Source organism: Amycolatopsis sp. NPDC043885, from assembly GCF_056435685.1.
The window spans coordinates 1-14,870 of sequence record NZ_JBWKEA010000024.1; the positions used below are offsets into that span (position 1 = coordinate 1).

The window sequence follows — 14,870 nt, forward strand, 5'->3', positions numbered from 1 at the left end:
GGGGAAAGGGGAGGGGGGGGGGGGGGGGGGGGGGGGGTGGGGGGGGGGGGTGGGGGGGAAACCCCACCCCCCCCCCCACGACCCCCCCGCTCAAAGTCGTGTATACGGGCGTGAATCAGACATTTCTCCACGCGAACGCGTCCTTTATGGACACTCGCGGTACGGCCGGCTCCCATCGGCGAGTCCGGAGCCAGGCCCCGATCACCTCAGGTCATTGCCGCGTCGCCGCAGTGAGCGGTAGAGCAGCCACAACGCCAGCGCGACCGGGGTCAGGACCGCCGTGAACAGGATTCCCGCGAACATCCCGTAGCCGTGCGGATCGGACGACAGGCCGGTCGCGCTGAGCACCGCGCGTCCGACGAGCAGCACGATCACCGCGGCGACGCAGGCGAACGCGCCCAGCACGATGCGGCGCAGCACCGTTCGCGAGGCACTCTCCGGCGTATCCATGAGCCATCACTCCGGGTCGGGAGTGCAGACGGTCAGGAACGACTTCCGGTTCTCACGCTGCACGGCCGCCGCGTCCATCCAGCCGCTCCGGCCGAACAGGTAGCTCCCGGACGGACGTTGGGCCGACTCGCGCAGCACCTGGGCGACGTCGGCCTTGGCGCCGTTCGCTTTCGGTCCGTCGACGGCGATGCTGAACGAGCCCGCCTTGGTCCAGTCGTAGTCCGCGGGCAGCGGTGTCCGCACCTGGAGCGGGCCACCTGTGTCCGGAAAGGACACCCCGAGCAGGTCCAGGTGCTCGACCCGCACTCCTGGCCGCGGCGCGGTCCACACCTGTTCCGTGCTCGCCTGGGTGCCGGAGTCGAACGTCAACCTCAGGCCGGTGACGCCCTCGCATGGAGTGCCCGTCCACAGTTTCAGGACACCGTCATCAACCCGGAATCCGGCCTCCGGTGGCAGCGACGGCGCGAACTGCGCCTTGGTGTCGCACGCCGCGGTCATCGCCACCACGAGCAAGGCGGCGCAGGCGACGCGCGAACCCCTAGTGATATCCGCCATCGGTCAGTCCCGCGTCTTCCTCGGTTTCGTTGCCGCCGGTGACCTGCTCCCACGCGTAGGAGGCAAGGAAGCCCGCGTAGCCTTCGCGCGCCCATTGCTGGGAGTGGCGCTCCTCGTGATGCAGCAACCGGTCCAGGTCGAGCGAACCCTGGGACGCGCCGTTGTCGCCCTCGTACCAGGCGTGGCCCGACTTCACGACCTCTCGGAGTTGCTGCGCCGGATCCTTCGGGTCGTCGATGTTCAGCATGAACGTGTCGCCCCAGGCGGTTCCGCCTTGCTGGCTGAACTGGTCCTGGACGAGGTTCCCGCCCAGGCCCATCATCATGCCGTTCGGGGTGGTCACCAGCCGTCCGCCGTTGCCGTGCACGAAGCCCACGTCGTCGTCGTAGCTCCAGGAGTTCTCCCGTTGCCGGTCGGTGATCCGCCGCAGTTCCTCGGAGCCGTACGGGGTCGGCGCGAAGTCGGTCTTCTCGCCTTCGGTCCCGTAGTCGGTGCCCGCGTTCAGGATGTAGGTCATCCGCACGGCCTTGGCCGCGTCGTCCCCGCTGATGTCGGTCGGCATCAAGAAGTACGACTTGAACGTCCCGTCGCCGTCCTCGTCCTCGCGGATCTCTTCCATACCGTCGAGGACCTTGAAGTCCTCCGGTGTGATGTCGTGGTCGTCGGCGATCTTCTTGATGGTGTCGATCGATACGCCCCGGCGTACGGCGTTCTCGAGCCACTGCCGGTAGTGGCCGGACGCGGGCGGCCCGGTCAGCAGCCCCGCCTCGCGCAGGGACTGCTCCATCTCGATGACTCCGGCCTCGATCTCCCCGCTCTTCCTGGCGCCCGCCAGGTCGGTCGCCCCGTGGTCGCTGATCTGGGCGTCCTGCGCGAGCCGCATCACCCGGGCGAGGGCGGCGTCGATGTTGGTCGCCGCCGTGAGGATCGCCTTGGTTTCCTGCTCCAGCTGCTTCCTGATGGTTTCGCGGTGCCGTCGGGACTCGGCGTACTCCTCGGCCTCGAATCGCGATTTCGGCGGTGGGTCGGCGGGTTTGTCGTCCACGAGCGCGCCGTCGGCGGCGACGCAGAACTGGTAGGTGCCGGCGAGGGAGTCGTTGTTGGCGACTCTGGTCTTCAGCGCGGACACCTCGTCCGACGCGTTCTGCAGGGCGGTTTCGACGGCGGACAGCTCCGCGATCAGGATCTCGGCCTTGTTCCGCGTGTCGCCCAGCGAACCGCGTGCGCGCTCGCCGGCGGGGCCTCGCCAATCGGGCAGTTTCCTGGCGTCGTCGAGTTCGTCCTGCAACCCGATGAGCTTGTCCCGCCGCCCGCCCAGGTTCGTGGCCGTCGTTTCGAGCGCCTCAGCGTCCCATTTGCGGACGTCGTCGTAGCCGATCGTCATCCCCCGAAAGCCTCCTCTGCGGAGTTCTCGTTTTCGGAGTACGCGTTCGCGGCCTTCGTGATCGAGTCGCTCCAGCCGTCGATCTCGCCGGCCCACCTTTTCCCGCGCTCGGTGAACGTCGACGCCAGCGTGGGCGCGTTCTTCGCGGCCTCCCCACCGGGCAACGCCGTCGCTATCGCGTCCACGCCGGTGCCCGGTTCCACGGCCCTGGCCTGGTCCGCGGCGGACCCCGCCGCCTTGGCCGCGTTCCGCAGCTGACCGATCTCGACCTCGTACCCGCTCACAGCCGGTGGACTCTACTTCAGCTCGGAAGCCTCCACAGGCGATTCGGGCGATTCTTCGACGACCGCAGGACGGGCGAGTTCGGCCAGCTGCCGGACGACGTCGTCGTACCGCGCCTGATCCGCGACGGCACGGGCCTGGGCCCGCTCCAGTTCTTCGGCCAGTGCCGTCGCCCGGGCTTCGGCGAGGCTCCTGGCCGTGTGCTCCTGAGCGAGTTCGGCTCGGACGCGGTCCAGTTCTCCACGCAGAGCGGCCGATTCCGCCCGCGCGGCGGCACAGTCCTTTTCGGATACCGTCGCCCTGGCCTTCGCCTCGTCGAGCCGGTCCAGCAGCGCTTCGAGTTCCGCGACCGCCCTGGCCAGCGCCGTGTCCCGCTCGCCAAGCTCCGCCGCCAGCCGGGTCTTCTCGTCCCGGACGGCCGCGAAGTCCTCGCGCAGCGTCCGGAGATCGGAGACCAGCGCGTCTCGGGCGCGTTCGGCCGCCACGGTCGCGGCTTCCGCGGCGCCCCGGGCCCGTTCGTGGGCGGCGACTTCGGCCCACGAACGCTGGCGGGTCTCCTCGGCGTCCTTCAGGGCCTGTTCGGCGGCGCGTTCCGCTTTGGCCTTGGCCATCTTGTCGTCGCGGGACGCGGCCAGCGCGGTCGCGCGCGCGGTGTCGGCCTTCGCCGCCGCCTGCTGCGCGTCCTCGGCCTCGCGCCGGGCCGCGGCCGCGTCGGTTTCGGCTTCGGTGACCCGGCCCAGCGCCGCCTCGGCGGCGTTGTCGAAGCGGGAGCGCATGGCGTCCAGCAGTTCCACGAGCGACGCCGCGGCCGGGGTGAACTCGTCGGCGATCCGGCGGACCTCCAGCAGCGGATCGGCCACGCTCGCCACGGCGGCCGCCCGCCGGGCGCGCGACGCGGCGTCGGCGTGGGTCTTGCCGCAGTAGGCCGAAGGCCTGCCGCCCTTGCGTTTCCCGTCGGCGTCCACCGCGGGCGGGGGCAAGGGATTCTCGCAGCCTTCCAGCGCGCACAGCCGGACCTCGTCGGCGTCCGTATCGATCACCGCAGCAGGGTAGCGCTGCCCACCCGTGCGAAAAGCGAGGCAACGCCGGTAAGACCGCCGATAGGGTCGATCGCATGCGTGTCCTGTTCACCTTCGCCGGCGGCAACGGTCACTTCCGGCCGCTGCTCCCCCTCGCCCGCGCGCTCGCCGACGCGGGCCACACGATCGCGTTCACCGGCGAGCCGTTCATGGTCCCGATCGTCGAGGCGGCGGGATTCGCCGCGTTCCCGTCGGGGCCCAATCTCGGCAGTGACGGCCGCCGTCGCCCGTTGCTGCCTGTCGACAGGGACCGGGAGGACGCCGACTTCCGTGACGGGTTCGTCCGTCGCACCGCACCCTTGCGCGCGAAAGACGTCTTGGCGCTCTGCGAAGACTGGACACCGGATCTGCTCGTCTGCGACGAAGCCGATCACGGCGCGATGATCGCGGCCGAAAAGCTCGATCTCCCCCACGCGACCGTCCTGGTCATGGCGGCGGGTGCCCTCATCCGTCCCGAACTTGTCGACGACGCGCTCAACGAGGTCCGTGCCGCCCACGGGCTTCCTCCGCAGCGGAACCTCGACATGGCCTATCGCCATCTCGTGCTCTCACCGTTCCCCGCGAGTCTCCGCGATCCCCGGTTCCCGTTGCCGTCGACGGCGCAGCCGTTCCACGATCCCGTTCCCGGACGTGGACCGGCGCCGGACTGGCACGTCGAGGGCCGCCCGACGGTCTACTTCACCCTCGGCACGATCTTCAACACCGAATCCGGCGACCTGTTCGCCCGGGCACTGGCCGGGCTGAAGGACGTCGACGCGACGTGTGTGGTGACCGTCGGGAACCTCATCGACCCCGCCGAGTTCGGCCCCCAGCCGGAGCACATCCATCTCACGAGGTACCTGCCGCAGGACGACGTCCTCCCGTACTGTGACGCGGCCCTCACCCACGGCGGGTCGGGCAGCCTGCTGGGCGCGATCGCGCACGGGCTGCCGATGGTGCTGCTCCCGATGGGCGCCGACCAGCCCCACAACGGTGACCGGGTCACCGAACTCGGGCTCGGCACCGTCCTCGGCGTCGCCGAAGCCACGCCGGAGGACATCCGCGACGCCGTGACCACGGTGCTGCGGGAATCGTCCTACCGAGAGGCGGCCGCGCGGTTGCGCGACGAGGTCACCGCGTACCCGCCACCGGAGAAGATCGTCCCGCTCCTGGAAGGGCTGCTGCGGTGACCACCGACCTCGGCGCCGCGATCACCCGAGCGTTCCGCGAGGAGTCCGGGCAGGTGCCAGGTGCGCAACGCGAGCGCGAACGCCTCCTGGACACATTCCTCGGCCTCGGCCTCGGCCGGCTCGGGGAGGCCGCCGGTGCCTACCGCGAGGCGTTCGCGCTCGCCGGTACCGACGCCGAGCGCGCCTACCTGTCGGGAAAACTCGCCGAAATCTCCTGACGCCGGGGTGTCTGTCCCCGGCGACGCCATTCGTCGGTGGGACGACAAGTCCCGAAAGGAAGGGGTCATCCGATGGCCGTTCTCGACGTTCCCGGCGCCCGGCTCCACCACACCGTCACCGGCAGCGGTCCGGCGCTGCTGTGCGTCCCCGGTGGTGCGGCCGATTCCGGCATGTTCGCGCCGATCGCGAGCCTGCTCGCGGAGCACTACACGGTGATCACCTACGACCCGCGCGGAATCTCCCGCAGCACCCTCGACGATCCCGACGAGGAGCATCGGATCGAGGTCCACGCCGACGACGCGCTCCGCCTGCTCGACAGCGTGAGCGAGGAACCGGCGGCGATCTTCGCGTCCAGCGGTGGTTGCATGCAGGCTTTCGAGCTCGTCGCCCGCCATCCCGGGCGGGTGCGGACGCTCGTGGCGCACGAACCGCCGCTGACCAGCCTGCTGGACGAACAGCCCGACATCGATCCCGACGAGCTACTGCGCATCCACCGCGAGCACGGCATCGAGGCGGCGATGGCGAAGTTCATGGCCGACGCCGGTTTCGAGGCGGGCGAGGGCGCACTCCCACCGGAGATGCGGAAGAACATGGAGTTCTTCGTCGCGCACCTGATGAAGATGATCGGGGACTTCACGCCGGATTACGCGGCTCTGAAGGCGTCGGGGACCCGGATCGTCGTCGGTGTCGGCAAGGAATCGGCCGGGCAGCCCGCACATGAGGCCGCGGTGCTCGCGGCCGGCCGACTCGGGCTGGATCCGACCTACTTCCCCGGTGACCACGGTGGTTTCGCCGCCGAAGCCACCGCGTTCGCTCCGCTGCTCCGGGAGGTGCTCGACGCCTGACCGGAGGTCAGCCGCGGACGTGCACGATCAGCCCGCCCACCAGAGCGCCGAAGCCACCGATCGCGGCCAAGGTCCGGACCAGGTTCCACCGCTCCCAGACACCCTCGAACTTCGCCCGCAGCGCCTCGAAGTCGGTTTTGTCGCCGTCGAAACCGGCTTCGAGCGCGTTGTTCAACGGCACGTTGAGTGCCATCGTCACGATCAGCATCACCAGCAGCAGGACGAACCCCGCGATGATCCACGGCAGCGCGGACCGCAGTTCCGACCGGAAGTGCAGCGCCGCCGCCACCGCGGCGAGCAACGGCGCGCCGCCGAAGCCGATCGCGAACCAGCCGTTGAGGATGGCGATGTTGATCTCCCGCATCCCGGTCACGTACGTCCGGGCGTCGGCCCGGCCCAGCCCCGGCATGACCGAGCACGTGTAGGCGTAGAACAAGCCCGCGATCAACCCCGCCGTGATGACGGCCGCGATCAGGACGATCTCGCTCAGCGTCGCCATTCCTGTCGCCTCCCTTCCGATTCCCGCTCGTTTCACTGATTCCAGACCCCGGTGGCCGCGGCCTTCGCGGCGTACTCGGAGAAGTCCCTCGCGGGCCTGCCCAGCACCTTCTCGACATCACCGGTGAGGGATTCGTTCCGGCCGTCGAGGACTCGAGTGAACAGGTCGGTCAGGCCTTCGATCTCTTCCTCCGGCACGCCCTGTTCGGCCGCTCCCGCGGCGAACTCCGCCGCGGAAACCGGAACGTACTGGATTTCCCGCCCCGAAGCCTTGCCGATTTCCGCCGCCGCGTCCGCGAAACTCAGCAATCGGGGCCCGGTCAGCTCGTACACCTCGCCGTCGTGCTCGTCGGTGGTCAGCGCCGTCACCACGACGTCGACGATGTCCTCGACGTCGATGAACGGTTCGGTCACCTGCCCGGCGGGCAGCACGATCTCCCCGGCGAGCACCGGTTCCAGCAGGAAGTGCTCGCTGAAGTTCTGTGCGAACCAGCTGGCCCGCACGACCGTCCACTCGGCACCGGAGTCCCGCACCCCCTGTTCGCTGACCACGGCCTCTTCCTCACCGCGGCCGGACAGCAGGACCAGTCGCCGGACGCCGTGGTCCACGGCCAGCTTCGAGAAGTCGCGGATCGCTTCGGCGGCACCGGGGAAGGCGAGGTCGGGGTAGTAGGTCAGGTAAGCCGCGCTGATCCCGGTGACCGCCGCCGTCCAGGTCGACCGGTCGTTCCAGTCGAACCCGGGACGCGACGCCTTGCGGACCTCGACGCCCCGCTCGGTCAGGCGTTGCGCCACCCGGCTCCCCGTCTTGCCGGTAGCGCCGAGGACCAGGACCGTCTCGTTGTTCTTCGTTTCTGTCATGTCCCTAGTCAAGCGTCTCCGAATGAGACGGAACATAGTTCAAAGGCTCTTTTCCATGTTTCATCGTCTATACTCCTCGGCATGGATCCCCTCGCCGGTCTGCTCGACGGACCCCGCGCCCGCGGCGCGTTCCTGCTGAAGTCGGTCATGACCCCGCCGTGGTCCCTGCGGATCGAGGACGAGGCACCGCTGACGGTGATGGCGCAGGTTCTCGGGGAATCCTGGGTCGTGCCCGACCACGGGGAGCCGATCCGCCTCGGCACCGGCGACATCGCCATCGCGCGCGGTCCGGACCCCTATCTCGTCGCGGACGACCCGGCCACGCCACCGCAGGCGATGATCCTGCCGGGACAGGAATGCCTGACCCCGGACGGACAGCACCTCACCGAACTGTCCGATCTCGGCGTCCGCACCTGGGGCAGCGATCCGGACGGCCCCGTCATCCTGCTCACCGGCACCTATCCGCTGGAGGGCGAGATCAGCAAACGGCTCCTCAACGCGCTGCCGTCACTGCTGGTCGTGCGGGACGAGGAGTGGGACAACCCGCTCGTGCCGCTGCTCGCCGGTGAGATCGTCAAGAACACGCCCGGTCAGGAAGCCGTCCTGGACCGCGTGCTCGACCTGCTCCTGGTCGCCGCGCTGCGGACCTGGTTCGACCGGCCCGGCGCCGAAGCGCCCGCCTGGTATCGCGCGCACAGCGACCCGGTCGTCGGGCGAGCGCTGAAACTGTTGCAGCACAAGCCTTCCGAACCGTGGACCGTGGCGAGCCTCGCGGCCGACACCGGAGTTTCCCGCGCCGCGTTCGCCCGCCGGTTCACCGCCGCCGTGGGCGAACCGCCGATGGCCTACCTCGCGAGCTGGCGTATCGCGCTCGCCGCGGATCTCCTGCGTCAGCATCCCGATGTCACGATCGGCGCGGTCGCCCGCCAGGTCGGCTATGGCAGTTCGTTCGCGCTCAGCACCGCGTTCAAACGCGAGCACGGCGTCAGCCCGCAGGGTTACCGCGCCGGCGTCGCGTAACGCTCGACCAGTTCCGCGCCGATCCGCGCGAGTTCCGCCTGGACCGACGGCGGCCCCAGCACTTCGATCATCGAGCCCCAGCCCGCGAGCTGCTGGGCGATCATCCATGCCACCGGCGCCGACACCGTCACCCGCACGCGTCCATCGCCGAGCGTCTCCTCCACAGTGGACTGCCGTCCGAAGTGGTCCTGGAGGATCGGAAGATGCCGCTCGGCGATGAGCACGGTCGCGTCCAGCCCGGAACGGCGTTCCTCGACCCGGTCGACGACCTGCTCCCACGCTCTCGACAGCTCGAAGTCGTCCGGGCGACCGGCGGGCAGGTCGCTGACCTCGGCGTCGGACATGCGGTCGACCCGGAAGGTGCGCTGGCCCTTCTCGGTGCCCGCGATGAGGTACCAGATGTCGTCCTTGTCCACGAGTCCCCACGGATCCACGATCCGCTCGACCGGTTCCGCGCCCTTTTTCGCGTAGCCGAAGCGGACTTTGCGGCGGCGGACGATCCCGGCCTGCAGCACGGTGAGCAGTTCGGGCCGTTCCTGCTCGCGCTCGCCCCACCGGGACGGGTCGATGACAACGGCGTCCGCGGCGGCCTGCGCGTCGACGCGGAAGGTGTCGGGCAGGGCCCGGACCAGCTTCCGCAGCGCAGATTTGACCTCGGGTGAGATCGACGCGGCCGGGCCCGCGAGCAGGAACAACGCCTGAGCTTCCGGCGCCGACAGTCCACTGAGGTCGGTCCGCGCGCCGCCGACCAGCGACCATCCACCGCCACGGCCGGGCTGCGGGTACACCGGCACACCCGCGGCGGACAACGCCTCCAGGTCACGCCGGGCGGTGGCGACCGAGATCTCGAGTTCCTCGGCCAGTTCGGCAGCCGTGACGCGGCCACGAGCCTGCATCAGCAGGAGGGTGGCCACCAGGCGATCGGCACGCATGCGCCCAGTCTCGCAGGCAAACCGCTCACCCGATGCACACTTTGCTCTCCCGCGTTTCGTCCTCTGAATGCGGTAGTTCGCGATGTCAACCACCGCATTCAGAGGACGAAACGCGAGGGGGGTTACCAGCGCGCGGGGTGCGCGAGCGACTCCGGCAGCTTCGTCGTCGCGTCACCCTTCGCCGCGTCCAGCTGGGACTGGATGAGGAAGAGCGCGTCACGGAAATCCGCGCCGCGGATATCGGCGTCACGCAGATCCGCTCCGGTGACGTCGGCCTGCCGGAGATCGGCTCCCCGCAGGTCCGCGCCGATCAGGTACGCCCCGCGCAGCAGCGCGCCGCGCAGGTTCGCCCCCTTCAGCTTCGCACCGATGAGGTCGGCGCCGCGCCGGTCCTTCTTCTTGCCGGGCACGGCGGCGCGGGCGAGTTCGCTCGCGCGCACCAGCAGCCCGTTCACCGCGGCCCGATGCGTGGGGACGTCGAGCTTCCTCAACACGCCGGGCGTGTCCAGTGTCATCCGCTCGGTCCGGTCGATCATCTCGACCAGGTCGTCGCGGATGGGCGCGGACGTCGGCAGCGCCGCCGCCTCGGTGAGGTAGTAGAGCAGTTCCTGCAGATCCCGCATGACCGGGAAGACCGCGAACATCGACTTGGCCGTCTTCGGCGCCTTCCGCCAGTCCTCGCCGTCGAAGGTGACCTGGGAGACCTTCTGGCCCGCGCCGAAGCAGTCATAGACCGTGCAGCCGGTGAAACCCTTCTTGCGGAGCTTGTCGTGGATGCCGCACCGGGAATCCTCGCGCAGGTTCGGGCACGCCTGACCGGCCGGTTTGGTGATCGCGAAATCGGCCGACGCCGCGAAGGCCGGGACGACACAGCACAGGCCGAAGCAGTTCTCGCAGTCGGCCCGCAGGCTGGAAAGGGCTGGCACGGTGGTTCGGACTCCAGATTTCGGCACGGTGTTCCAGCCACAGGGTACGGAGCGCACTTTCCGTGCAGGGCACCCGCCGCCAATGGCCGCCAGACGAAGGTCGGGTGCTGCCCCGTTCAGTCGATATCGGACATCTCGGCCGCTCAATAGCCTCGATCTTCGTGGGATTCGGCAGGTGCCGCCCCATGCGGTCGTGCCGGACCGCTTTCCGCCGCTGTGGTCCTGACCGGCCGGTCCCCTGCGAACGACAGGACGAACACATGCGAGAGACGAGACAAGCGCGTTGGCTGTCGCGTGCCGGAATGGTGAGCGCGGTCGCGGTGGCGATCAGCGTGACCGCCGCTCCGGCCCAAGCCGCCGAAGGACGGATCCTCGCCGCGGGATCCGCCGAAGCGATCCCGAACAGCTACATCGTCATGCTGAAGGACGGCGGCATCGTCGACGCGCTGGCGAACCGCTTCGGCGCGAAGGTCGAGCAGGTCTACAGCAGCTCGCTCAAGGGCTTCTCCGCGACACTGTCGGAGCGGCAGGCCAAGCGGCTCGCCGCCGACCCCTCGGTGGCGTCCGTCGAACAGAACCAGCTCGTCCACGCGGACGCGACCCAGACCAACCCGCCGTCCTGGGGTCTCGACCGCGTCGACCAGCGCAACCTCCCGCTCGACAACAAATACAGCTACACAAGCACCGGCGCCGGCGTGAACGTCTACGTCATCGACACCGGCGTGCGGATCAGCCACCAGACCTTCGGCGGCCGCGCCCGCAACGGCTACGACTTCGTCGACAACGACGCGGTCGCCCAGGACGGCAACGGCCACGGCACCCACGTCGCAGGCACCATCGCCGGATCGCAGTACGGAATCGCCAAGGGCGCCACCGTCTACGGCGTCCGTGTCCTCAACAACTCCGGCAGCGGCACCACCGCCGGGGTCATCGCGGGCATCGACTGGGTCACCAAGAACCACGTCAAACCGGCCGCGGCCAACATGAGCCTCGGCGGCGGCGCCTCCAGCACGCTCGATGACGCCGTCCGCCGGTCGATCGCCGCGGGCGTCACCTACGGCGTGGCCGCCGGGAATTCCAACTCGAACGCCTCGGGCTTCTCCCCCGCCCGCGTGACACAGGCGATCACCGTCGGCTCGGCCATCGAAACCGACGCGCGTTCCAGCTTCTCCAACTACGGCAGCGTCGTGGACATCTTCGCGCCGGGCACGAACATCACGTCGTCGTGGAACACCAATGACACCGCGACGAAGACCATCAGCGGCACCTCGATGGCGACCCCGCACGTGGTCGGTGTCGCGGCCCGCTTCCTGCAGAACAACAAGAGCGCCACACCCGCGCAGGTGGCCACCGCGCTGATCAACGCGGCCACCCCCGGCAAGGTGACCAACCCGGGCTCCGGTTCCCCGAACCGGCTCCTGTACTGGGCGCCGTCCGCCTGACGGCTCGTGCGTGGTCAGGACGGCTAGAGCCATGGCCCCCGGCTGCGGTTGATCCCCCGGCTCAAGTCCGTGAAGGCCTCCTTGCCTACCCTCAAGGTAGGCAAGGAGGCCTTCACGGACCCGGCTTACGAGCCCGCTACAGCACCTTCCGGATACTCGGCACCACGGCGGCGAGACCGGCGGCGTTCGGGTGCAGCGGAGCGAAGCTGTTGTTCACCACCGACGGGATGAGCCCCTCGATCCACTTGACGCCGATCGGCTGACAGGCGTCGTGACCGATGCTCGGCGTCCGGATGTCGACGTACTTCGCGCCGTGCGCGGCGGACTGCTCCGCCATCCGGGCGTTGAGCCGGTCGATGTTGGCCTGGATGTAGTCGGCGTCCTGCGGCAGGACCGGGACGAGCGGCCAGCATCCGCCCGGCTTGATCCCGGTCGGGTAGCCCACCATGACGATCTCGGCGCGCGGGGCGCGCTGGCGGATCTGCTCGATGACCGTGCCGTAGGTCGCGGCGAAGGCGTCGATCTTGGTGGCGTACTTGTCCACCCCGCCCGTGGTGTTGGCCGCTTTGCAGGAGGCACCCACCGGCAGCAGGTTCACACACGACGTCGCGAGCCCGACCAGGCCGACGTCGTTGCCGCCGATCCCGACGGTCACCAGTGTCGTGTCGGCCGAGAGCGCGTCGTACTGCGGCGGGTTGGTGCCGGAGACGATGCCCTTCTGCGGGTTGGTGAAATGGGACGTGGTCGCCGCGCCGCAGGTGACGTCGCGCAGTTCGTCGACATCGAGCTGCTTCGCCAGCAGGCCGGCGTAGTTGATCGCCGACCGGGCGCAGGTGAGCAGATCGGACTGCGGCAAGACCACCGAGCCCGCCGAGAACGAGTCGCCCATCGCGACGTACACCTGGCGTTCCGCCGTGGCGAGGGCCGGTGTCCCGATTCCGGCGAGGGTCAGTGCGGTGCCCGCCATCGCGGCGATCCGGGCGAGTCTTCCCCAGCGCGTACGTGTCACTGCCGCCTCCTGCATGCGTCGTCGAATGCCGCGATCAGCGTCCGCCGACCCGCGGAGAACCACTAGAACGGAGGCGCGCGTTCTTGATCGGGGTTTTGTAGGTTTCCTCTATGACGAAGGCGTCGGCACAGCCTTGGCGCAGGCTGGACGCTTCAGTGCTGACACGGCTGGAGCCGGACACCGCCGCGATCGCGTCCGCCGCGATGGACCAGGTCCGCGCCGGGCTCCGGACCCCGCTGGACGACCGGACGGCGGCGAACCTCCAGGTCACCCTCGACGTCGCCCTGCACGCCTTCTTCAGCGAGATCGGCCATCCCGACATCACGACCGACCGGGAGGTCTACCGGGCGCAGGGCCGGGCCCAGCACACCGCCGGCCGCAGCCTCGAGGAGATGCTCGGCTTCTACCAATCGGCGGCGCTGGGCGTCTGGCGGCAGCTCACCTCGGCGGCGCCCGCGGTGGATCTGCCGACCCAGGCGATCGTCGAACTCGGTGAAGCACTGTTCGCCTTCATCGCGGAACTCTCGGCGGCGGCCGCCGACGGGTACGCCGAAGCGCGATCACAGGCGGCGCGAGCCGGGCAAGCACGGCGCGACCGGCTCCTCGGCCTCCTGCTCGCCGAACCGGCCGCCACCCGCGACCAGCTCGACGACGTCGCGAACCAAGCCGCATGGGTGCTGCCCGGCCGACTCGTCATCGCCGTCACCAGCGCCGATATGGCACCGCAGCTGCTGGACCGGATGCCGGGACGGGTGCTGGTCGGCCGTCACCATGATCTGACCGCGATCGTCATGCCCGCCGACCGGCTCGAGTGGTACCTCGGCCGGTTGCGGGACCTGCTCGGCGACGACCAGGCCGGCGTCGGCCCGGCCGTACCGCTTCGCTCGGCCGCGCTCAGCGCCCGCCGGGCGAGCGCTCTGTGGCGGCTGACGCGCACCGGCGCGCTCGGCGACAGCCCGCTGGTCCACACCGTCGACCACCGCATCGATCTGCTGCTGACCGCCGATCCCGAACTCGCCGCCGAGTTCGCGAAGGACGTCCTCGCGCCGCTGGCCGGTCTGCCCGAACCGGCGAGGCAACGGCTCACCACGACCCTCGCGGCGTGGCTCGCCCGGCCGGACCAGCCACAGGCGATCGGCCTCGAACTGCACGTCCACGTCCAGACCGTCCGGTACCGGATCCGGCAGTTGCGGACGCTCTTCGGCGGCACGATCGACGATCCGGCCGGGCGATTCGCGCTGGCGATCGCGCTGAGAATCGATCCGCTGGTATCGAGGGAACCTACAAACCGTTCAGAGCTGGGCGTCCATTCGCTGCGTCCCGACGACGGACAGCAGGCGTAAGGCGTTCTCCGACGGCGTTCCGGGGTCGGCGGTGTAGATCACGACCTGCTGATCGCGGTCGGAAATGTCGAGGACGTCGCAGTTCACGCTGACCGGGCCGACCACCGGATGCCGGAAGGTCTTGCACAGGGTGGGCGCGGCGCACACGTCGTGCGCTGCCCACAGCCGGGCGAATTCCTCGCTGCCGTCGAGGAGTTCCCGGATCAGCCCGGTGACCTCGGGGTCGTCGGGATAACGACCCGCGGTGGCCCGGAGGTTGCGGACCGCGCTTGCGGAGAACTCGTCCACATCGGACACGCCGTAGAGCCGCCGCCCGTCCGGCCGCGGCGCGAGGAACGCGCGGCGCACGAGGTTACGGTCCCGCCGCGGCAGTGCGGAGAAGTCCTCCATCAACGCGGCGGCGAGGTCGTTCCAGGCGAGCACCTCGTAGGTCGCCGACAGTACGATCGCCGCCGCCTGCGGAAGACGGTGCAACAGCGCGAGAAGGCTCGGCCGGACCTCCCGGGACGGGCCGGGCGGTGGTCCCGGCGGCGCGCCGGCGAGGTGATGCAGGTGATCGCGTTCCACGTCCGACAACCGAAGGGCCCTGGTCAGCCCGGCCAGCACCTCACGAGAGGGCCGTGGACCACGGGACTGCTCCAGCCGGGTGTAGTACTCGGTCGAGATGAACGCCAGCTGTGCCACTTCCTCACGCCGCAGCCCGGGAGTACGGCGGCGGCGCCCGGCGGGGAGGCCGACGTCCGCGGGAGTGATCCGCTCGCGCCTGGTGCGCAGGAAGTCCGCGAGTTGTCGTCTGTCCACCACTCCAGTGTGGACGATGGCGGTACGTCAGCCAGGTACCGCCGGTGCCTGGATA

General features: G+C 69.7%; 17 protein-coding genes. 6 read left to right on the plus strand and 11 right to left on the minus strand.

Annotation, left to right across the window (positions count from 1 at the left end; all coding sequences use genetic code 11):
* Positions 1 to 201: 201 nt before the first annotated feature.
* From AC069I_RS40035 to AC069I_RS40055, 5 genes are read right to left on the minus strand one after another with little or no spacing between them, the layout of a single operon-like run.
* On the minus strand, positions 202 to 450 hold the full coding sequence (locus tag AC069I_RS40035; RefSeq protein ID WP_478228782.1) for a hypothetical protein: 249 nt from the start codon (positions 448 to 450) through the stop codon (positions 202 to 204).
* Between the two features lie 6 nt (positions 451 to 456).
* Positions 457 to 1,005, minus strand: a complete 549-nt coding sequence (locus AC069I_RS40040; protein WP_478267708.1) for a hypothetical protein — start codon at positions 1,003 to 1,005, stop codon at positions 457 to 459.
* On the minus strand, positions 989 to 2,389 hold the full coding sequence (locus AC069I_RS40045) for a WXG100 family type VII secretion target (protein ID WP_478267709.1): 1,401 nt from the start codon (positions 2,387 to 2,389) through the stop codon (positions 989 to 991). The genes AC069I_RS40040 and AC069I_RS40045 overlap by 17 nt, the downstream gene beginning before the upstream one ends.
* Complete coding sequence (locus AC069I_RS40050) at positions 2,386 to 2,673, minus strand: hypothetical protein (protein ID WP_478228785.1); 288 nt, start codon at positions 2,671 to 2,673, stop codon at positions 2,386 to 2,388. Before AC069I_RS40050 ends, AC069I_RS40045 begins: the two co-directional genes overlap by 4 nt.
* Positions 2,674 to 2,685: 12 nt before the next feature.
* Complete coding sequence (locus AC069I_RS40055; protein ID WP_478228786.1) at positions 2,686 to 3,711, minus strand: hypothetical protein; 1,026 nt, start codon at positions 3,709 to 3,711, stop codon at positions 2,686 to 2,688.
* A gap of 74 nt (positions 3,712 to 3,785) precedes the next feature.
* Between AC069I_RS40055 and AC069I_RS40060 the strand changes: the two genes are divergently transcribed.
* The 3 genes from AC069I_RS40060 (at position 3,786) to AC069I_RS40070 (ending at position 5,983) form a co-directional block, all read left to right on the plus strand.
* On the plus strand, positions 3,786 to 4,919 hold the full coding sequence (locus AC069I_RS40060; RefSeq protein WP_478267710.1) for a glycosyltransferase: 1,134 nt from the start codon (positions 3,786 to 3,788) through the stop codon (positions 4,917 to 4,919).
* Entirely contained in the window at positions 4,916 to 5,137 is a 222-nt protein-coding gene (locus AC069I_RS40065; protein ID WP_478267711.1) for a hypothetical protein, read from the plus strand. The genes AC069I_RS40060 and AC069I_RS40065 overlap by 4 nt, the downstream gene beginning before the upstream one ends.
* Before the next feature lie 72 nt (positions 5,138 to 5,209).
* Complete coding sequence (locus AC069I_RS40070) at positions 5,210 to 5,983, plus strand: alpha/beta fold hydrolase (RefSeq protein WP_478228789.1); 774 nt, start codon at positions 5,210 to 5,212, stop codon at positions 5,981 to 5,983.
* A 7-nt stretch (positions 5,984 to 5,990) separates the two neighbouring features.
* Here AC069I_RS40070 and AC069I_RS40075 read toward each other — a convergent pair whose 3' ends face one another.
* Positions 5,991 to 6,482, minus strand: a complete 492-nt coding sequence (locus AC069I_RS40075) for an anthrone oxygenase family protein (protein WP_478232745.1) — start codon at positions 6,480 to 6,482, stop codon at positions 5,991 to 5,993.
* Between the two features lie 32 nt (positions 6,483 to 6,514).
* The gene (locus tag AC069I_RS40080) at positions 6,515 to 7,342 is read right to left on the minus strand and encodes a Rossmann-fold NAD(P)-binding domain-containing protein (RefSeq protein WP_478267712.1); all 828 of its coding nucleotides are present in this window, start codon (positions 7,340 to 7,342) and stop codon (positions 6,515 to 6,517) included.
* Positions 7,343 to 7,423: 81 nt separating this feature from the next.
* Here AC069I_RS40080 and AC069I_RS40085 point away from each other — a divergent pair, with 81 nt between their 5' ends.
* Entirely contained in the window at positions 7,424 to 8,362 is a 939-nt protein-coding gene (locus tag AC069I_RS40085; protein ID WP_478267713.1) for an AraC family transcriptional regulator, read from the plus strand.
* On the opposite strand, the gene AC069I_RS40090 is transcribed toward AC069I_RS40085, so the two are convergent.
* Positions 8,341 to 9,294 (minus strand): helix-turn-helix transcriptional regulator, encoded by a 954-nt coding sequence (locus tag AC069I_RS40090; protein ID WP_478267714.1) that lies wholly within the window; start codon positions 9,292 to 9,294, stop codon positions 8,341 to 8,343. The genes AC069I_RS40085 and AC069I_RS40090 overlap by 22 nt on opposite strands.
* Before the next feature lie 122 nt (positions 9,295 to 9,416).
* Positions 9,417 to 10,220, minus strand: coding sequence for a pentapeptide repeat-containing protein (locus tag AC069I_RS40095; RefSeq protein ID WP_478267715.1), 804 nt, complete (start codon positions 10,218 to 10,220; stop codon positions 9,417 to 9,419).
* Positions 10,221 to 10,480: 260 nt separating this feature from the next.
* On the opposite strand from AC069I_RS40095, the gene AC069I_RS40100 reads away from it, so the two are divergent.
* Positions 10,481 to 11,662, plus strand: a complete 1,182-nt coding sequence (locus AC069I_RS40100; RefSeq protein WP_478228795.1) for a S8 family peptidase — start codon at positions 10,481 to 10,483, stop codon at positions 11,660 to 11,662.
* A 136-nt stretch (positions 11,663 to 11,798) separates the two neighbouring features.
* On the opposite strand, the gene AC069I_RS40105 is transcribed toward AC069I_RS40100, so the two are convergent.
* On the minus strand, positions 11,799 to 12,629 hold the full coding sequence (locus tag AC069I_RS40105) for an SGNH/GDSL hydrolase family protein (RefSeq protein ID WP_478267743.1): 831 nt from the start codon (positions 12,627 to 12,629) through the stop codon (positions 11,799 to 11,801).
* Between the two features lie 152 nt (positions 12,630 to 12,781).
* Here AC069I_RS40105 and AC069I_RS40110 point away from each other — a divergent pair, with 152 nt between their 5' ends.
* Positions 12,782 to 14,014 carry a PucR-like N-terminal domain-containing protein gene (locus AC069I_RS40110; RefSeq protein ID WP_478267716.1) on the plus strand — a complete coding sequence of 411 codons (1,233 nt, stop codon included), beginning with the start codon at positions 12,782 to 12,784 and terminating at the stop codon, positions 14,012 to 14,014.
* On the opposite strand, the gene AC069I_RS40115 is transcribed toward AC069I_RS40110, so the two are convergent.
* Entirely contained in the window at positions 13,964 to 14,815 is an 852-nt protein-coding gene (locus tag AC069I_RS40115) for a helix-turn-helix transcriptional regulator (RefSeq protein WP_478228797.1), read from the minus strand. The genes AC069I_RS40110 and AC069I_RS40115 overlap by 51 nt on opposite strands.
* Positions 14,816 to 14,870: the final 55 nt, after the last annotated feature.